At 65.7% G+C, this 17,260-nt stretch carries 17 protein-coding genes; 9 read left to right on the top strand and 8 right to left on the bottom strand.

Going from position 1 to position 17,260, the window contains the following annotated elements; all coding sequences use genetic code 11:
- Positions 1 to 203 precede the first annotated feature (203 nt).
- A complete protein-coding gene (locus tag ACFVUS_RS21890) occupies positions 204 to 1,586 on the bottom strand; it encodes an acetyl-CoA acetyltransferase (RefSeq protein WP_387769020.1) in 1,383 nt (460 codons plus the stop codon).
- Positions 1,587 to 1,840: 254 nt separating this feature from the next.
- On the opposite strand from ACFVUS_RS21890, the gene ACFVUS_RS21885 reads away from it, so the two are divergent.
- Genes ACFVUS_RS21885 through ACFVUS_RS21875 form a run of 3 tightly spaced genes read left to right on the top strand, consistent with a single transcriptional unit; the run spans position 1,841 to position 5,405 of the window.
- A complete protein-coding gene (locus ACFVUS_RS21885) occupies positions 1,841 to 2,674 on the top strand; it encodes a hypothetical protein (protein WP_364636645.1) in 834 nt (277 codons plus the stop codon).
- Positions 2,675 to 2,724: 50 nt separating this feature from the next.
- A complete protein-coding gene (locus tag ACFVUS_RS21880) occupies positions 2,725 to 4,656 on the top strand; it encodes a fumarate reductase/succinate dehydrogenase flavoprotein subunit (RefSeq protein ID WP_387769016.1) in 1,932 nt (643 codons plus the stop codon).
- A 2-nt stretch (positions 4,657 to 4,658) separates the two neighbouring features.
- The gene (locus ACFVUS_RS21875; protein ID WP_387769013.1) at positions 4,659 to 5,405 is read left to right on the top strand and encodes a succinate dehydrogenase/fumarate reductase iron-sulfur subunit; all 747 of its coding nucleotides are present in this window, start codon (positions 4,659 to 4,661) and stop codon (positions 5,403 to 5,405) included.
- 61 nt (positions 5,406 to 5,466) lie between these two features.
- On the opposite strand, the gene ACFVUS_RS21870 is transcribed toward ACFVUS_RS21875, so the two are convergent.
- From ACFVUS_RS21870 to ACFVUS_RS21860, 3 genes are all read right to left on the bottom strand, one after another.
- Complete coding sequence (locus ACFVUS_RS21870) at positions 5,467 to 5,604, bottom strand: hypothetical protein (protein WP_387769010.1); 138 nt, start codon at positions 5,602 to 5,604, stop codon at positions 5,467 to 5,469.
- A 180-nt stretch (positions 5,605 to 5,784) separates the two neighbouring features.
- The gene (locus ACFVUS_RS21865) at positions 5,785 to 5,979 is read right to left on the bottom strand and encodes a DUF397 domain-containing protein (protein WP_387769007.1); all 195 of its coding nucleotides are present in this window, start codon (positions 5,977 to 5,979) and stop codon (positions 5,785 to 5,787) included.
- On the bottom strand, positions 5,976 to 6,863 hold the full coding sequence (locus tag ACFVUS_RS21860) for a helix-turn-helix domain-containing protein (protein ID WP_376071297.1): 888 nt from the start codon (positions 6,861 to 6,863) through the stop codon (positions 5,976 to 5,978). Before ACFVUS_RS21860 ends, ACFVUS_RS21865 begins: the two co-directional genes overlap by 4 nt.
- Positions 6,864 to 7,241: 378 nt before the next feature.
- Here ACFVUS_RS21860 and ACFVUS_RS21855 point away from each other — a divergent pair, with 378 nt between their 5' ends.
- The 3 genes from ACFVUS_RS21855 (at position 7,242) to ACFVUS_RS21845 (ending at position 9,219) form a co-directional block, all read left to right on the top strand.
- Positions 7,242 to 7,445, top strand: coding sequence for a hypothetical protein (locus ACFVUS_RS21855; protein WP_387769002.1), 204 nt, complete (start codon positions 7,242 to 7,244; stop codon positions 7,443 to 7,445).
- 370 nt (positions 7,446 to 7,815) lie between these two features.
- On the top strand, positions 7,816 to 8,334 hold the full coding sequence (locus ACFVUS_RS21850; protein WP_387768999.1) for a GNAT family N-acetyltransferase: 519 nt from the start codon (positions 7,816 to 7,818) through the stop codon (positions 8,332 to 8,334).
- A 51-nt stretch (positions 8,335 to 8,385) separates the two neighbouring features.
- On the top strand, positions 8,386 to 9,219 hold the full coding sequence (locus ACFVUS_RS21845) for a hypothetical protein (protein WP_387768996.1): 834 nt from the start codon (positions 8,386 to 8,388) through the stop codon (positions 9,217 to 9,219).
- Positions 9,220 to 9,224: 5 nt separating this feature from the next.
- Here ACFVUS_RS21845 and ACFVUS_RS21840 read toward each other — a convergent pair whose 3' ends face one another.
- Genes ACFVUS_RS21840 through ACFVUS_RS21825 form a run of 4 tightly spaced genes read right to left on the bottom strand, consistent with a single transcriptional unit; the run spans position 9,225 to position 14,033 of the window.
- The gene (locus ACFVUS_RS21840; protein ID WP_387768993.1) at positions 9,225 to 10,253 is read right to left on the bottom strand and encodes an SCO2521 family protein; all 1,029 of its coding nucleotides are present in this window, start codon (positions 10,251 to 10,253) and stop codon (positions 9,225 to 9,227) included.
- A gap of 2 nt (positions 10,254 to 10,255) precedes the next feature.
- Entirely contained in the window at positions 10,256 to 11,257 is a 1,002-nt protein-coding gene (locus ACFVUS_RS21835; protein WP_387768990.1) for an SCO2522 family protein, read from the bottom strand.
- Positions 11,254 to 12,192, bottom strand: coding sequence for an SCO2523 family variant P-loop protein (locus tag ACFVUS_RS21830; protein ID WP_387768987.1), 939 nt, complete (start codon positions 12,190 to 12,192; stop codon positions 11,254 to 11,256). Before ACFVUS_RS21830 ends, ACFVUS_RS21835 begins: the two co-directional genes overlap by 4 nt.
- A complete protein-coding gene (locus ACFVUS_RS21825; RefSeq protein ID WP_387768984.1) occupies positions 12,189 to 14,033 on the bottom strand; it encodes an SCO2524 family protein in 1,845 nt (614 codons plus the stop codon). The genes ACFVUS_RS21830 and ACFVUS_RS21825 overlap by 4 nt, the downstream gene beginning before the upstream one ends.
- A gap of 244 nt (positions 14,034 to 14,277) precedes the next feature.
- On the opposite strand from ACFVUS_RS21825, the gene ACFVUS_RS21820 reads away from it, so the two are divergent.
- The 3 genes from ACFVUS_RS21820 to ACFVUS_RS21810 are packed head-to-tail and all read left to right on the top strand — an operon-like array spanning position 14,278 to position 17,244.
- On the top strand, positions 14,278 to 15,144 hold the full coding sequence (locus tag ACFVUS_RS21820) for a carbohydrate ABC transporter permease (RefSeq protein WP_387768981.1): 867 nt from the start codon (positions 14,278 to 14,280) through the stop codon (positions 15,142 to 15,144).
- Positions 15,134 to 15,967: a carbohydrate ABC transporter permease gene (locus tag ACFVUS_RS21815; RefSeq protein WP_387768978.1), complete on the top strand. Its 834-nt coding sequence runs from the start codon at positions 15,134 to 15,136 to the stop codon at positions 15,965 to 15,967. Before ACFVUS_RS21820 ends, ACFVUS_RS21815 begins: the two co-directional genes overlap by 11 nt.
- Positions 15,964 to 17,244 (top strand): ABC transporter substrate-binding protein, encoded by a 1,281-nt coding sequence (locus ACFVUS_RS21810; protein ID WP_387768975.1) that lies wholly within the window; start codon positions 15,964 to 15,966, stop codon positions 17,242 to 17,244. Before ACFVUS_RS21815 ends, ACFVUS_RS21810 begins: the two co-directional genes overlap by 4 nt.
- The last annotated feature ends 16 nt before the right edge of the window (positions 17,245 to 17,260 follow it).

Here is a 17,260-nt window from a genome sequence, read left to right as displayed (position 1 = left end):
CCAGTTTATGATCAAGACATCACGTGAAAAATTCTTCGCCACGCGCACTATCGATCAGGCGAATTTTCAGCAACCACAGCTGATTTGGGCACTCCCCCGAAAACATCGGCTTCCGCTAACCAGGAACACGTGCTATCCGTGCGCGCGGAACTTTTCCGTTCAGCAGCAATAGTCGGTGTGTCGAACGGCGTGTCGAATTCGGATCAGGCGCGGTGCCTGCCGAAACGCCGGGGCGGACGCGCCCCGTGGAAGCGCGCACCGCGCGGGGTCGGAGCGACTTGTTCGGTGTAGGCCGATTCGAAGACCGCGGCCAGCGCCTCGGCGGGGCCGGTGGGAATTGCGGCCAGCCCGTAACCGCCTTCGCTGCGGGCCAATTCGTGCAGCAGCGTGGTCACCATGCGCAGTCCGGCGGCACCGCCCGGATCCCCGAGCGCGATGGCCGCGCCGTGCACGTTGAGGCGGTCGGCGGGATCGAATTCCCAGCCCTCGCGCTCCCAAAGCCGGGTCAGCGCAAGCACTTCCACCGCGCTGGTCTCGTCGATCTCCAGCAGGTCCAGGGCTTCCAGACCGAAACCGCTGCGTCCCAAAGCTTTTTCGATGGCGGGAGCGGCTGCGGGCACGGCCTGATCAGGTTCACCGGTGGCGGCGGCCCAGCCGACGAGATAGCCGAGCGGTTCCAGTCCCAGATCGACGAGGCGGTCCTCGGCCACCACCAGGCAGGCCGAGGCGGCCAGGGTGCGGGTGCTGCTGTTGCCGACGGTGGTGACGCCGCCCGGCAGGAACGGTTCCAGCGCCGCGAAGGCGCGCGCGGACACATCGTCGCGCAGCCCCTCATCGCGGTCGACCAGTTGCACCACACCGGAATTCACATCACCGGCGATGGCGTTCACCACCACCGGCGCGGTCTCCTCACCGAAGATGCCCTGTCGCCGGGCGCGCGCGGCGCGGCGGTGACTGGCCGCGGCGAACTCATCGGCCTCGAGCCGGGAAATCCCGTAGTGCTGCGCGAGCAGATCCGCGTACTTGGATTCCTGCGGACGGCGCACACCCTCGGCCGCGGCCCACACCGCCAGCTGTTCGCCGGTGTCAACACCCATGGCCACACCGCTACCCACGGCCACACCGTTCGGCGCGGGCGGTGCGACCCGCTGCGCGCCGATGGGCCTGCCATTGCGCGGACCGGTCGGCAGCGGTCCCGCACCCAGCGGCCCCGGACCGACCGGTCCCCTGGGTTGCACCGGGGCGCAGGGGAATTCGGCGCCGAGCGTGAGCACCACATCCGCGGATCCGGTCTGCACCATCATGGCCGCGGTGATCAGGGCGCGCAGTCCACCGCCCGGTCCCGCGCCGAGCGGGAATTCCCCCACGGTGGGCGGCAATCCGGCCAGCGGCACCGCGGCGCGCACCGCGCGCTGATCCGGCACCGCGGTGACGAGTTGTTCGATGCGGTACGGATCGATGCCCGACCGGCCCACCACCGCGCTCAGCACGGTCGAGATCAGCCGTTGCGGGGCGACCGCAGCGAGTGCGCCGCCCGGCAGACCGACCGGTGTGCGCATCGGCATGACGATTGCGGCTCTTCTCATCACAACAGCTCCTAACTCACTACAGGGCAAGGTCCCACAGTGTTGTTGCTGCTGTGTGACGGCTGAGATAGCCGTTTGTTCACCAATCAAACGACAGGCCGGGAAAATCACGGATTGTGGCGCAAATCACGGGATCACGAATTCGCGGTACCGAGCTCGAGTGATAGCTGCCCTGTCGTAGGGTGCTCACCATCACATTCGATGCCGGAGGTAACGATGACGTTCCACGGGGTAGAGCAGCGAGGCATCCAGCAGTGAGCGCCGCACCAGTCAAGGGTCCTGAATCGAGCACAACCGGGGTATTCAGCAAGGGCCGCGCGGCCATCTCCGCGCGCACCCTACGGACCGACAGCTGGTGGGTTCCACCGCTGGTCACCGTGCTGGGCCTCGGCACCTTCGTCATCTACGCCACCGTGAGATCCTTTGCGCGCGCGGCGTATTGGGTGAACGACTACCACTATCTGACGCCGTTCTACTCGCCGTGCCTGAGCGCGTCGTGCGTCGAGGGTTCGAGCCACCTCGGCACGCCGATCGGCCACCTGCCCATGTGGATTCCACTGGGCTTTCTGGTGTTGCCGTTCCTGTTGCTGTTCCGGCTCACCTGCTACTACTACCGCAAGGCCTATTACCGCGCGGTGTGGTTCTCCCCGCCGGCCTGCGCCGTGGCCGAACCGCACGCCAAGTACACCGGCGAGACCAAGCTGCCGCTGATCATCCAGAACGCGCACCGCTACTTCTTCTTCGTGGCGGCCATCATCGCGGTGATCAACACCTATGACGCGGCGATCTCGTTCCACGGCAAGGACGGTGGCTTCGGCATCGGCCTGGGCACCATCATCATCACCGGCAACGCGCTGCTGCTGTGGGCATACACGCTGTCCTGCCACTCCTGCCGGCATATCGCGGGCGGGCGGCTCAAGCACTTCTCCGCGCATCCGGTGCGCTACTGGTTCTGGACCAAGGTCTCGGCGCTGAACACCCGGCACATGCTGCTGGCCTGGACCACCCTCGGCACGCTCATCCTCACCGACTTCTACGTCATGTTGGTCGCGAGCGGCACCATCAGCGATCCGCGTCTCATCGGCTGAGCACGCTTCGCTGATCCCAATCCTCAAGTCTGTCAGGAGTATTCGGTTCCATGCCTGAAGTCGAACGGCACAAGTACGACGTCGTGGTCATCGGTGCGGGCGGCGCCGGACTGCGTGCGGTGATCGAAGCCCGCGAACACGGTCTCTCGGTGGCGGTGGTGTGCAAATCGCTGTTCGGCAAGGCGCACACCGTCATGGCCGAGGGCGGCTGCGCGGCCGCCATGGGCAATGCCAATGAGAAGGACAATTGGCAGACCCATTTCAAGGACACCATGCGCGGTGGCAAATTCCTCAACAACTGGCGGATGGCCGAACTGCACGCGCAGGAGGCCCCGGACCGGGTGTGGGAACTGGAAACCTATGGGGCGCTGTTCGATCGGACCAAGGACGGCCGGATCAGCCAGCGCAACTTCGGCGGCCACACCTACCCGCGGCTCGCGCACGTCGGCGACCGCACCGGGCTCGAACTCATTCGCACCATGCAGCAGAAGATCGTCTCGCTGCAGCAGGAGGACTTCGCCGCCACCGGTGATTACGAGGCGCGCATCAAGGTGTTCGCCGAGCTGACCATCACCGAACTGCTCAAGGACGGCGACAAGATCTCCGGCGCGTTCGGCTACTGGCGCGAATCGGGCCGGTTCGTGCTGTTCGAGACCCCGGCCGTGGTGCTGGCCACCGGCGGAATCGGCAAGTCCTACAAGGTGACATCCAATTCCTGGGAGTACACCGGGGACGGCCACGCCCTCGCCCTGCGCGCGGGCGCGACGCTGATCAATATGGAATTCCTGCAATTCCATCCGACCGGCATGGTCTGGCCGCCGTCGGTGAAGGGCATCCTGGTCACCGAGGGCGTGCGCGGTGACGGTGGCGTGCTGAAGAATTCGGACGGCAAACGCTTCATGTTCGACTACATCCCCGGGGTCTTCAAGGGGCAGTACGCCGAATCGGAGGAAGAAGCCGATCAGTGGCTCAAGGACAACGACTCCGCGCGCCGCACCCCCGACCTGCTCCCCCGCGACGAGGTCGCGCGCGCCATCAACGAAGAGGTCAAGGCGGGCCGCGGCACCGAGCACGGCGGTGTGTACCTTGACATTTCGTCCCGGCTGCCCGCCGCCGAGATCAAGAAGCGGCTGCCGTCCATGCATCACCAGTTCCTGGAACTGGCCGATGTCGATATCACCTCCGAGCCGATGGAAGTCGGCCCCACCTGTCACTACGTGATGGGTGGCATCGAGGTCGATCCCGATACCGGCGCGGCCACCGTGCCCGGATTGTTCGCCGCCGGTGAGTGTTCCGGCGGTATGCACGGCTCCAACCGGCTCGGCGGCAACTCGCTGTCGGATCTGCTGGTGTTCGGGCGTCGCGCCGGATTGGGCGCGGCGACCTACGTGGAGCAGCTGCCCGGACGGCCCAAGATCACCGATCAGGATATCGCCGCCGCCGCGAAAGCCGCTGTGGTGCCGTTCGATCCGGCCGCCGAGGGTCCGGGCGAGAACCCGTACACCATGCACCTGGACCTGCAGCAGACCATGAACGACCTGGTCGGCATCATCCGCAAGGAGGGTGAGCTGAAGCAGGCCATCGAGAAGCTCTCCGAACTGCGCGATCGCTACGACGGGGTCACCATCGAGGGACACCGGCAGTTCAATCCGGGCTGGCATCTCGCACTGGACCTGCGCAATATGCTGCTCATCAGCGAATGCGTGGCGCAGGCGGCGTTGCTGCGCACCGAATCTCGCGGCGGGCATACCCGCGACGATCATCCGGGCATGGATCCGGCGTGGCGGAACAAGCTACTGGTCTGCCGCATCGATCCGGACGAGATCGGTTTCTCGGTGCCGTCGGTGACGGTCACGCCCGAACAGCAGATCCCCATGCGCACCGATCTGCTGCGGCTGTTCGAACTGAACGAACTCGAAAAGTATTACAGCACCGCCGATCTCGCACCCGTGCGGGACGGCGACGCCGGAGAGGCGGAATAGCCATGGCTTACGACGCGAAGTTCAAGGTCTGGCGCGGCGATATCGAGGGCGGCGAGCTCCAGGACTTCACCGTCCAGGTGAACGAGGGCGAGGTCGTGCTCGATGTGATCCATCGCCTGCAGGCCACCCAGACACCGGATCTGGCGGTGCGCTGGAATTGCAAGGCGGGCAAGTGCGGATCGTGTTCGGCGGAGGTGAACGGGCGGCCGCGACTGCTGTGCATGACCCGCATGAACACCTTCACCCCGGATGACGTCGTCACCGTGACGCCACTGCGCACCTTCCCGGTGATCCGGGATCTGGTCACCGATGTGTCGTTCAATTACCAGAAGGCGCGGGAAATCCCGTCCTTCACTCCCCCGGTTGATCTGAAACCCGGCGAGTACCGCATGCAGCAGCAGGATGTGGAGCGGTCGCAGGAATTCCGCAAGTGCATCGAATGCTTCCTGTGTCAGAACACCTGTCACGTTGTCCGTGATCACGAGGAGAACAAGCAGGAGTTCGCCGGGCCGCGCTATCTGATGCGGATCGCGGAACTCGAAATGCATCCCCTGGATGTGGCGGATCGGCGCGATCTGGCGCAGGACGAGGCCGGGCTCGGATTCTGCAATATCACCAAATGCTGTACCGAGGTGTGCCCGGAACACATCAAGATCACCGACAATGCGCTGATCCCGCTCAAGGAGCGGGTGGCCGATCACAAATACGATCCGCTGGTCTGGCTGGGCAACAAGCTCTTCCGGCGCTGATACGCGTACTGCCCGTCGTTCCACGGAACGGCGGGCAGTTCTTACGGTATGGCGGGTGAGATCACAGCATCGCGACGACGCCCAGCGCCACCGCGCCGACCAGCAGCCCCACGGCCACCGCCGATACCAATGCTCCGGTGAGTACGTATACGCCCATCGCCGATACCGCGAAGAGCATCCCTACGATCAGCCGTTCCATCCAGTCATCGGGACCTACTTTGCGGTACCGGGGTCGGGAATTCTTCAGCCCTCGGTCCACGAATACTTGGATACCCAACTTTAGCCGTCGCAAACATGTTTTCGATATGCAACGGCCGCCGTTTCGTGATCTTGGGCGGGGCGGGGGATGAACAGGAAGTTCATCGCCCGCCGACCGTTATCAATCGCGCACGATCAATTCCGTGAACGAATCCCATTCCCGCGCACCGAACACCAGGGCGGGCCCGCCGGGATTCTTGCTGTCCCGCACACCCACCTGCCCGCCGGTCAGGAACGCCACCTCGACGCACTCCTTACCGGCCCCGCTGCGGCTGCTCTTGAACCAGCGCGCACCGGCCAGATCCTGCACACTCATGCCGAATACTCCTTCGCCACCTGCCGCAGCAGGTTTCTGCTGTCCTGGACCTCCAGCGCGCAGCGTTCCAGGCATCCCTGCGCCCGGCGATAGCGCTGAACATCGCCCTGTCTTTCGAGATACAGATCGCCGGTGAACCCCTCCACGTACACCACCGGGGGTTCCACCGGCTGCCCTTTGCCATCGGTCCCGAACTCGAGAATCACGAATGGTCCGGTCGAAAGTCCCAGGGGGACACCGGCATCAAAGGGCAGGATGCGCAATGCGACATTGGGTCTGGTGCTCACCTCCGCCAGGTGCCGCACCTGCGCCGCCATCACCCTTGCACCTCCCACCGACCGGCGCAATACCGATTCGTGCAACACCATGGCGACCGTCGCCGGATGCATGCGGCGGGTGATCAGCGCCTGCCGCTGCAACCGCAGCTGGACCCGCCGATTCACCTCCGCCGCAGACTCTTCCGGATATCCGAGGGTGTTCAGGGCCCTTGCGTAATCGGCGATCTGGAGCAGTCCGGGCACCAATTCCGATTGGTAGCAGGACAACTGCTGCGCGGATGCCTCCAGGCCGACGTAGACGTCGAAGTTCTCCGGAATGAGGTCGCCGTAGGAGTGCCACCAGCTCTTCACCGCGGCCTGCTGCGCCAAACCCTTGAGCCCCTCGGCGATCTCGGCCGGGATGCCGTAGATGCGGCAGAGTTCGTGGATGTCGATGGTGCGGATGCGATCGGCATTGCCCTTCTCCAGCCGCTGCAGCGTGCTCGCGCCCCATTCCATGAGTTTGGCGGCCTCGGCGATGGTCAATCCCGCCTGTATCCGCCAATCCCGTAAATAGCGCCCGAGCTGGCGGCGGGGCAGGGTCGATGACGCAGGGCTCTCTGACACAGCGCGCTCCGTTCTCGGTCGCGGGCACGAGCGGGGCGGCGGCACGACGATGCCGGAGGGCTGGCGGCACGATAGTGTTGCGGCACACCGGCTCCCGCCCGGACGCACTTCTCATCGGCTGGGGGCTTCGTCCACTATGGAGAATCTTCCTCTCCCAGTTGGATTCACTGCTGGGAATTCGCGCAATTTTGCGTTCTCATCTTCGAAAATCACCCGCCGGACGGCTGCTCATGGTGTGCTGGATATGTGCCCGGGGCGGTGTTGCCAGTCCCCTTTCGTTTCCTGAATGCTCCGGGCACTTCAGGAATTCCATGCGGAACGAGGAGTCATGGCCGAAGCAGTCACCCCCTACCACCTCTCTCTTGCGGAGGTCGGATCATGCAACTGACCGCCCTCAATATGCATGTAGCCGGATTGCTGCGGTGTCGCAGGGATCCCGGTGTCATGAGCACCGAACAGGCCCACGCCGCAATGCAATTGCACCTCGATTGCACGGTTCAGACCTGCAAGGTGCGGCGCCGCGCCCGCGCGACGCTGGTGGACGAGGGGCGCTGCGTCCTCGACGAGCGCGCCCTGCCATGACAACCGGCGCCGATCGGTATGAGCGCGCGGTCTTTCGAGCACTGTGGTGGATGCTCGATCGCCGCCGCGCGCTCATCCGGCGGCGCCGCGTCCAAGGGCCGGGGAAGGCCCCTGGCCGCGAAAGCAGCTGCCGCACCGCCTTTCGATAGCCGTCGCACCTTCCTACCTCCTGGGTGCGCCGGCCAACCCCCGCCGCGATGCGTCAGCGCGGTTCGGCCCGCCCGTCCGGCAGACGGCAGGCGGGCCGAACCGCATCCCACCACCGCTCTCACCTGTGAGTACACTGCCTCCTGGCTCGTTTGCGGAGACACCGGACCGGTGTGCCGTCTAGGCTTGACTCAGAGACTTGTGTACGAACGCAAGGGAGCAGATGACCACCATCGCGGAGACAGTTCGATCGTCGCCCGTGTACCGGGTGCCGGAGCGGGCCGACCTGCCCGACATCCAGATCATCGACGCGGCGGCCTTCCGCGACCGCTATCCGTACTTCGTGCTCCGCCAACTACTGGACGCGCACAGTTCCGGCTGTGTCGTCGCCGTCGAATTCGGTGACGACGACGAGGAGAAGGTGGTCGGCTACGCCCTGACCATCGGTGAGGGCGGCCGCGCCTGGCTGATCAGCCTGGCCGTCTCCCCCGATGCCCGCGGCCACGGTTACGGCCGGGGTCTGCTCCAGCACACCGTCGACGTCTGCCGCGACAAGGGCGATGTGGACGAGGTGCTGCTGACCGTTGACCCGAAGAATCAGCCCGCCTACAACCTGTTCAAGGATTTCGGCTTCGTCCTGCACGAGCGCGATGAACGGTATTTCGGCGATGACGAGCCCCGCGATGTGCTGATCTACAAGGTGCACCGGGTGCCCGATCCGTTGCCCGCCCTGCTGGACTGAAAACGGTTACCCTGGAACCTGATTGGTGGTTCGCAACGGGGGAGTAGCCGAATGCCGACGGCTGACGAACGGTGGGGGCGGCTGAATTCGGTCATCGAGAATATCGAGGACCGCGCGGCCAGGCACACCGAGAAGATCGATTCGACGGGCGCCGCCGATCTCTCGAAACCGACTGTGCTGGATGACTTCCACGGTCGCGTCGAAGCATTGATCGACAGATCCGAACTGCTCGGCCTGGGCCGTCGCGGTAATCGGCTGATGTTCGTCGCACTGTACGAGAAGGCCCCGCAGCTGACCCCGGGCACCGAGGCCTGGCGCACGCCGCTGCTGGCCGGACTGCTCGCCGCGGAGGTCGAATTCCGCGGCCCGCTGCGCCTGAGTCAAACCCAGAATGTGCTGCTCGCAACGGAATTCGAGACACTGGCGGAGGAACTACGCAAGGCCGGATTGCCCGCGCACGCGGTGCTGGCCTGGCGGCGCGCGGTGGCACTGCACCGCCTCACCGAGGATGTGCAGGCCGAGGATCGCTGCGGCCTCGCCCTGGCCAGAGCCCGGCGGCGCGCCACCACACCGGCCTGGCGGCGCATTCCGGGCGCGATATCGGATCTGTTGTGCGGCTACGGCTATCGGCCGTTCTGGCTGCTCGGCTGGGTGGCCGTGCAGCTGGTGGTGTTCTCCCTACTGGGCCTGGCCTGGCGGGGCACCGTATCGCGGGGCGATGTCATCTACCTGTGCACCGTCGGCTTCCTCAATCCGCTCGATCCGGGCAATACCAAGGATATGGCGGCACCCGCGGAGGCGCTGTTCGCGGTCGAGGCCTGGCTGGGCGTGGTGTCGATATCGGTGTTCTTCGCGCTACTGGTCCGAAAGTGGTTCCGGCTCTAGCCCTCTCAGTGATCGTCGGCCGGGTAGCCGCCGCGCGCGGCGTGGTACGTCGCCACCGCGATGCGGTGCTCCAGCTGCGCCACCCGGGTATCCCACTGCCGGGAGAAACCCGGATCCGTCTGCAGTTTGCGCCACAGCGACCGGATCTCGTCGGGTACGTGCGCACCGGGCATCCACAGGTGCGCCAGGTGTTCCAGCACGGGGGCCAGCACTTCGACCTGCCGGGCATACCCGCCGCCGAATCCGTTCGCGGCGAGCACTTTCGCGTTGATGACGGTCAGCAGCCAGTCGTGCGCCGCGACGTCCTCGCAGAATCGCCGCGCGGTGGGCAGATCCTCGGCGCGCTGCACGGTGACCGTCAGGGTTCGGGGCTGGTCGTCCCGGTGGTATTCGAAGTACACCGAGGTCGCCTTCTCCTTGCCGACCCGGGCCGTCCAGCGCAGCCGGGTGGTGGGGGCCAGCAGCGGCGGGCTCTGATCCAGCAGCGGCGAATAGCGCAGTTCGTCCAGCTGCCGAGCGCAGACGGACGCGATATCCAGGAACGCCATATCCGCGCTGTCGGAGGTCGGCATGGCGCGATAGGCGTCGGTCAATTGCTGATCCGCGCCCTCGCGATCCGGCAGGGTGCCGATGATCTCCACCGTCCCGACCCGGCTGACATAGTGCGACCAGGACCGGCGCAGCTTCTGCGGTGCGCGCACCACCGTGACGTGCGAGGAGACCTGAGATATGCGGCCGCCCACCAGAATCGCCGTCGAGGCGACGGTACCCACGATTCGCGCCGTCGCCGTGCCACCGCGGGACAGGTGACAATCCACCCCCACCGCGCGCGGCGGTGAAAAAGCAAGGGGCCCGGGACGATCCCGGCTGACCACATTCGCACCCGGGATCAGCGCCAGCAATTCCTCGGTGGCCTGGATGTCGAGCGTGGTGGAATGCGGCAGCAGGCAGGTGCGGATCTCGCCCAGTGCCGCGAGCGGAGTCTGCGAGACCTGACGGGACCGCCCGCGCGCGGGTTGCGTTGTGGTGGTCATGGTCAGGTCCCCTCGAGGAGCAGATGTCCCACGCGTTCAACGACTTTGGCGGGTACCGCGACGTCCTCCGCACCACCCTGCGCGATGACCCGCGCGGCCACGGTGTCATCGATCGCGATGTGATCGAGAATGACCCGCACCGCGTGCTCGATGGGCAGATAGCGTTTGGGCAGCATGGACATGGTGCGATACGCGGTGAACGGAGCGGCACCGGCTTCCAGGCGCACCACCGGCGGCAGGTCCTGCCAGGTGGCCGGCCAATCTCTGCCGTCCGGCCACGGCTGCGGTTCCGCGACCGGCGCGCCCTCGTAACGAAGCATGCCCAGCCGCAACAGCTGCCACACCGCGGCGAGGAACGGACAGGACCAGCGGCGCGGCTTGTCGACCGAGTCCTTCCACAGCTCGACATCGATGAAGATGGAATGCTCCCGAGCACCGTGTTCCTGGGGGTGCCGATATTCCTCGCGATGCATCGCGGATCTGGTCCGGCCCGCCACCTCGCGCCTGCCATTGCACAGCCAGCCGGATTCCGTGGTCGGCGGGCGACGTCCGTTGGCGGTGTTCTCCTCCTCGGGCTGTGCGATCAATCGTGCGGCCACCATCGCCGCGACCGGAACCGGTTCTCCCACAACGACTCCGCCGGAGTAGGCCGGAGCCTCGTGGCAGCCGGACTCCCGTGCCAGATAGTCGATGGTCAGCCCCGCGTCGGCGGCGACACCGAGCAGCCGGTCCAGCACCTCGGCGGGTTTGTGGTCGGTCTGGAAATAGTCGTCCGCCAGATAGCAGGTGCTGACCCTGGCCTCGGGACCGAACTCGACCCGCGCCGATTCGGTGAACGCCCGCACCAGCGGCACGGCCCGGCGGAATTCGGCCCGGATCTTATCGGTCTCGTAGACGATCTCGTCCAGCGAGAAGTGCCCGACTTCGATCGACAGATGGGCCATGGGTAGTCGCGCGACCGCCGACTCCTCCGAGGACTCACGATAGGTTGGTTGACTTATCACTCGATATCCCAGGTCGACTTGTCGGTCAGCTTCCGGGCCAGGCTCATGTACGCATCCACCGTGGCCACATTGGCGATCTTGGTATTGACGTCCACATCCATGATCAGCTGCTCGCGCCACTGCAACACCGGTTCGATGGGCGTCTTGCCCAGCAGCATGGCGGTGCCCAGACCGTTCGCCAGCGCCAATTCCGTCAGCGATTTGGCCTGCGTGTCCAGCCAGGTGCCCTGCGGCGCGTGTTCACCGCTGGGGGTGCGATCGGAGGCGACGGCGGTCCGCACACAGCGGGTCGCGGCCAGCAGCGTCTCCCGCTCATGCCCCCATTCGCTTCCGGTCTGCAGCAATCCGTGCGGGCCGTACACCAGCCCACCGGCCGCCAGCACATGCTGGCGGGTCCAGCGGTGATAGACCAGCCAGCGATGTGGCCTGCGCCGCAGGCCATTCGAGGCGGTCGCCCGCAGCGCGATCTCCAATGCGACCGAACGCCCGGCGCTGAGATCCACGATCACCACGCTGAACTCGTTCAGCAGCGCGGACAGCAGCGCGACGCCGCGCGCCACCATCGCGTCATCGCATCCGGCGAATTCCGCGCCTCCTTCGTCTCCCGGCAGCAACACCAACTTTCCGGCCCCGGACGGAACCTTGCGCAGCGCGATCCGATCGGTGCTGCTCGCGACATTGAGCCGCTCGGGCTCGCCGATCTGGTCGAGCAGATACGAGTGCACGCCGGTGCCCTCCGGATTTCCGCGCTCGGCCTTGCCGATCTCGAAAAGCGCACCGGCCGTTGGTGATCCGAAGTCGAAGTCGACGTACGCCACGTCATGACCGCGCAGGCTGAGCCGGTACGCGATATTGCAGCTGGTGACCGATCGGCCCGTCCCGCCCTTGTCGGAGGTCGCGAACACCAGCATCGGGTCCATACCCCGGACACTCATCGCGTCGCGTCCTCCCGGGCATAGGCCAGGGCGTTGAGACGCAGCAGGGCGTCGGCGGCCAGGCTTTCGGCGGTATGCGGTCGTTTCGCGGCGATGGCGCGTGCACGATCGAGCGACTGTTCGATCGCCTCGAGTTCCTTGCGCCGGGGCGAATACGCGGTGTCGCCGATCTCCAGGAATTCCTGGTTCAGCAGATGATCCGCCTCGCTGATCCTGCCCGTCGCGCTGTTCACCATCGACGCGGTGGCAACGGGCGGGCGCGAGAACGTATTGTGCGCGACCACAAGCGATTCCATCATCCGCTCGGTCAGGAACCAGGACGGAGCGGGCTCCGCGGCATGGTCGGTCGGAGCCAGGTTGTCCCACAGACCGGATGAGCGACCGCGGCTCACGCTGCGGTCCTGCATATGTTCCATGGCCGAGGCGGCCAGATCGAACAGCTGCTCCCGGGTCTCGACATCACGCGCCAGCCGGGCGGCCTGCAGACAGCGTTTGAGCAGCAGCGTGGTGAAGTCGGCCACGTGATAGCCCATCATCGGACCGTCGCCCACGTCCTGTGATCCCTTGAGCGTCAAGGTGATTCCGGGATAGTGCAGGGTGGCGGCCGGATCCTCCGGGATCTCCCGGTTGGTGATCCGCGCCCGCTGCGCGAGCTGGGTCAGCACCGCGACCGTGCGCGGCAGATCGGTGGTGGACTCCCGATCCAGCATGTCCTGGATCAGGAAGGAGGTGACGACCAGGCTGTAATAGTCCGATTGTTTACCGTCCGAGGTCCGCCACGGCAGATCCTCCAGCGGCCAGCGCCCCGTACCGAATCGAGAAATGGTGGACCAGTAGCGCTGAGTCAGTTCCGCACGCCGCTTGAGCGATTCGGCGAGCGCCAATTGTTCGCCCTCGAGCAGGTCCGGCTCCTGCGTCCGCTGTGAATAAAGGTCTTTGACACCGTCCAGGGCCACCAGCGTGAAATAGAGATACGGCTCGGAAACCGCGACACCCGGCTGACTCGCGATCCGGGTATCGAGCTCACCGCGCGGGGCGGACCTACCGTCGATGCTCCAGCTCCACCCGCATTCGAAGAGCAGATTGTCATCGCGCAGATCGGTGTCCGGCGTCTGCAGACTGCGAATATCGTTGCGCGCCTGCACGCGGATGCGTTCCAGCGTGCCGGAGAAATCGGCGATGACATCCTTGAACGCGGAACCGGTCTGATTGACCAGCGTCAGAATCTCCTGTCCCGCCGGGGAGGAGAAATGCGGCGTGTGAATCACGAAACTGCGGATCAAACCCATCATGGCCGCGGTCAGACGGCTCTGCACCCGGGGAGTCAGCGCCTCGATGCGCTTGCCGAGTCGTCCCGCCTGCAATCGCACCTCACCACCGAGATAACGCTGGAGACCGCGTACGAAGCGCAGTACCGCGATGCACAGGCTCAGCGACATCGAATACGAGTCGACCACATCGAGCGCACGCTGTTCTTCGGTGGGCGCACCCTGCCCGACATCACGAAAGTAGCTGCCGCCCGCGAAGATCGGCTCACCCTCGGCATCGGTGTAGCGATCGAAGAACTGCTCGATGACCTCGACCAGGAATTCACCGACCCGCAGATCCTCGCCCAGCACCGATACCACCGCGGCGACATCATCGGCCGTCGCGATTCTTTCCGGATCCAGCCCGAAACTCGAAAGCTCGGTGGCCGGATACAAAAGACACATCAACTGTTCGGCGTCGCAGATCGAATTACTGCCATCACGCCCGCCCCAGACCCACACCCCGTCCCGATATGACGTTTCCAGATGCGCACGCCATAGATCGAGCAGCTGTTGCCGCGGTCGAATCCTCATCGATCCCCCTCCACGAGCCGACCGGATACGGCTCGTCGCCGAACTCGTCCTTCCAGTGTGAGTGGTTCACAAGATCTTGTCATCGGTTGCGCCGGAATATGTTTCGCGTCGATACCGGCGTTCACGCGCGAGTTATCGGCCAGTTTCGGCACGAAACCACCGTGATTTCTCTCGATGTTCATCGCGGACACACCGGGCGGTGGAAATTCGCGTCCGGGTTATCCCGGCGGTAGCGTCGGCGCTCATGAACCGGGCCGTTCGGCGTGTGGCCACCAGTTATGTCCTGCTGTTGCCGAGTGCGATCGGCGTCGGCTGTTTTCTGCTGATTCCGATCGGGGTGGTGCTCTGGCTCAGCCTGCACAGCTGGAATCTGCTGGGGCCCATGGAGTTCAGCGGACTGGCCAACTGGCGGGCGGTACTGGGCGACCGGCAATTCGGGCACTCCCTGCTGGTGACACTCGCGCTGACGGCGATGGTGGTGCCCGTGCAGACGGCGCTTGGGTTCGGGGTGGCGGCATTGCTGGCGGGGCGGCGGCGCGGGGGAACGGTGCTGCGGGTGGTCTACGCGCTGCCGTGGATGTGCGCGCCGGTTGCGGTGGGAGTGGTGTGGCAGTGGATATTCGCGCCGACGGGCGGGGCGTTGAGTGCGGTGCTCGGGCGGCGGGTGGAGTGGTTGAGTTCGCCGGTACTGGCGCTGCCGTGCGTCGCGGCGGTGCTGGTGTGGATGAACGTCGGGTACGTGGCACTGTTCTTCGTGGCCGGGATACGAGCTATACCCGGGGAAATACTGGACGCCGGGACATTGGACGGGGCCACGGGGTGGCGGCGGACGCGGTGGCTGGTGCTGCCGCTACTGCGGCCGACCATGTTCTTCGTGCTGGCCACGGGCGTGCTGACGGCGTTCCAGACCTTCGACGCGGTATACGCGCTCACCCGGGGCGGACCGGACCATCACACCGATGTGGTTGCCATGCGGCTGTATTCGGAGGCGTTCGACGCGGCGCGGCCGGGACGGGCCGCGGTGATGGCGGTGGTGATGTTCGCGGTGATGTTCGCGATCACCTTCGCGCAGCATCGGTACTTCCGGAATCGGACCAGCTATGAATACTGAAACGCGCAGGGGAGCGATGCGCTCCGGGGTGGCGTATCTGGCGTTGATCGCGGGGGCGCTGCTCACCGTCGCGCCGCTGGTGTTGAGCGCATCCACCGCGTTCAAGACCCCGGGGCAGTTCAGTGGCGAATCCGCCTTGACGCCACCGCATCCGGTGACGCTCGACAATTTCCGCACGGTACTGGATCAGGGACTCGGCCGGGCGGTCGTGGTGACCGCGCTGATGACCGCATGCATCACCCTCGGGCAGCTGCTGTTCTCGATCCTGGCCGCGTACGCGTTCGCGCGCACCAGCTTTCCCGGACGGGAGGTGCTTTTCTGGGTGTATCTCGGCACCATGATGGTGCCCAGTGCCGTCACGCTCATTCCGCTGTATCTGATGTTCGCGGAGCTGGGGTGGTTGAACACCTTCTGGGCACTGGTGCTGCCCTTCATGTTCGGATCGCCTTACGCCGTATTCCTGCTGCGGCAATACTTTCGGGCCATCCCCGGTGAGCTCATTGACGCGGCGCGCACGGACGGGGCGAATACGCTCGACATCCTGGTGCACGTGGTGGTGCCGATGAGCAGGCCGATCCTGGCCACGCTCACCGTGATCACCGTTGTCACGCAATGGAACAGCTTCATGTGGCCGCTGGTCGCGGCCAGCGGGGCGAAGTGGCAGGTACTCACGGTCGCCACCGCGAATATGCAGACGCAGTACAACTCGCAGTGGCCGCTCATCATGGCCGCGACCACGCTCGCCATCGCACCGCTGGTGGTGGTGTTCGTGGTGTTCCAGCGGCAGGTGCTGCGGTCCATCGCGTGGACGGGGCTCAAATGAGGGTCAAGGATTCCACCCGGGTCGTGCTCGGGATCGCGCTGATCATCGCGCTGCTGGCGGGGGCGGCGCTGTGGCTGGGACGGGACGGGGAATCCAGCGGGCGCACGGTGGTGCGATTGCGGATCTGGGATGAGAGCTTCGTTCCGGCGTACCGGGCATCGCTCGATGAATTCGAGCGGGCGAATCCGGATATCGAGGTGCGAATCACCTTGGTGCCGTGGGCTTCCTACGCGCGCAAGCTGCGACTCGACGTGGCGGGCGGGATCGCCGACGATCTGTTCTGGACCGGACTGTACGAGGACTACGCCGACAGCGGGCGACTGGTCGATATCGGTGCGGCGCTGGGGCCGCAGGCTGCCGCGGCCTGGGATCCCAGCGCGGTCGACCAGTTCACCCGTGGCGGAAAGCTCTGGGCGGTACCGCAATTCGTCGACGGCGGCAGTGCGGTGTTCTACAACCGGGACCTGCTGGAGCGCGCCGGAGTCGATCCGGGGGCAGTGACCGCCGCGCGCTGGAGTCCTGATGACGCGGTGGATACGTTCCGGCCGCTGCTACGCCGACTGCACGCCGTCGCGCCGTGGCCGTACAACGCCGCCAAGGACTTTCAATCCATCGAACTGCCGTACCTGGGTTCGGCGGGAGCCGAATTGCAGCGTGACGAACGGTTCGAGTTCGCGAATGCCCAGGGCAACGCGGCGTTCGGCTATCTGGTGAGCCTCATTCGGGACGGGCTGTCGCCGTCCGCCGCCGATACGAACACCAGCGGGGACTTCGCGAAAAACGCATTCCTGCAAGGGAAGATGGCGCTGTTCCAATCCGGCAGTTTCACGCTCGCGACCATCTCGCAGCAGGCCGGATTCCGGTGGGGTCTCACCCTCATACCGCAGGGGCCGAAAGGCCGGATCAGCACCAATAATTCGATCGCGGTGGCGGGCAATGCGGCCTCGGCGCATCCCGAGCAGACGCGCCGGGTGCTGGCGTGGCTGGGCAGCGCGGCGGGCAATCGCCATCTCGGGCTGACGGGGGCCACCATTCCGGCGGTGCTGTCGGAACAGCATGTGTACCGGGACTATTGGGCGCGGCACGGGGTAGATGTGACACCGTTCTTCGAGGTGCTGCGCGACGGGCGGATGGCCGGTGGCAGCGGGCCCGGATTCCCGGCGGCCCTGGAAGCCATGGATCCGATCCTCGCCGAAATGTTCCTCGGCCGGGTACCCGTGGACGTGGCGCTGCGGCGTGCGCAGGATGCCGGGAACGCGGCCCTGGACCAGCGTTGATCGACATCGGCCCGGC

The sequence above is a fragment of the Nocardia sp. NPDC058058 genome (assembly GCF_042885355.1).
Taxonomy (GTDB): Bacteria; Actinomycetota; Actinomycetes; order Mycobacteriales; family Mycobacteriaceae; genus Nocardia.
This window is presented reverse-complemented; position numbering and strand designations above follow the sequence as displayed.

What these genes read in the sequence shown, in the direction of transcription:
- ACFVUS_RS21845 (WP_387768996.1), top strand. Translation starts at nt 8,386, where the DNA reads ATGCCGACGGCTGACGAACGGTGGGGGCGGCTGAATTCGGTCATCGAG.
- ACFVUS_RS21825 (WP_387768984.1), bottom strand. Translation starts at nt 14,033, where the DNA reads ATGAGGATTCGACCGCGGCAACAGCTGCTCGATCTATGGCGTGCGCAT.
- ACFVUS_RS21880 (WP_387769016.1), top strand. Translation starts at nt 2,725, where the DNA reads ATGCCTGAAGTCGAACGGCACAAGTACGACGTCGTGGTCATCGGTGCG.
- ACFVUS_RS21850 (WP_387768999.1), top strand. Translation starts at nt 7,816, where the DNA reads ATGACCACCATCGCGGAGACAGTTCGATCGTCGCCCGTGTACCGGGTG.
- ACFVUS_RS21840 (WP_387768993.1), bottom strand. Translation starts at nt 10,253, where the DNA reads ATGACCACCACAACGCAACCCGCGCGCGGGCGGTCCCGTCAGGTCTCG.
- ACFVUS_RS21865 (WP_387769007.1), bottom strand. Translation starts at nt 5,979, where the DNA reads ATGAGTGTGCAGGATCTGGCCGGTGCGCGCTGGTTCAAGAGCAGCCGC.
- ACFVUS_RS21875 (WP_387769013.1), top strand. Translation starts at nt 4,659, where the DNA reads ATGGCTTACGACGCGAAGTTCAAGGTCTGGCGCGGCGATATCGAGGGC.
- ACFVUS_RS21830 (WP_387768987.1), bottom strand. Translation starts at nt 12,192, where the DNA reads ATGAGTGTCCGGGGTATGGACCCGATGCTGGTGTTCGCGACCTCCGAC.
- ACFVUS_RS21810 (WP_387768975.1), top strand. Translation starts at nt 15,964, where the DNA reads ATGAGGGTCAAGGATTCCACCCGGGTCGTGCTCGGGATCGCGCTGATC.
- ACFVUS_RS21890 (WP_387769020.1), bottom strand. Translation starts at nt 1,586, where the DNA reads ATGAGAAGAGCCGCAATCGTCATGCCGATGCGCACACCGGTCGGTCTG.
- ACFVUS_RS21820 (WP_387768981.1), top strand. Translation starts at nt 14,278, where the DNA reads ATGAACCGGGCCGTTCGGCGTGTGGCCACCAGTTATGTCCTGCTGTTG.
- ACFVUS_RS21870 (WP_387769010.1), bottom strand. Translation starts at nt 5,604, where the DNA reads ATGGAACGGCTGATCGTAGGGATGCTCTTCGCGGTATCGGCGATGGGC.
- ACFVUS_RS21815 (WP_387768978.1), top strand. Translation starts at nt 15,134, where the DNA reads ATGAATACTGAAACGCGCAGGGGAGCGATGCGCTCCGGGGTGGCGTAT.
- ACFVUS_RS21855 (WP_387769002.1), top strand. Translation starts at nt 7,242, where the DNA reads ATGCAACTGACCGCCCTCAATATGCATGTAGCCGGATTGCTGCGGTGT.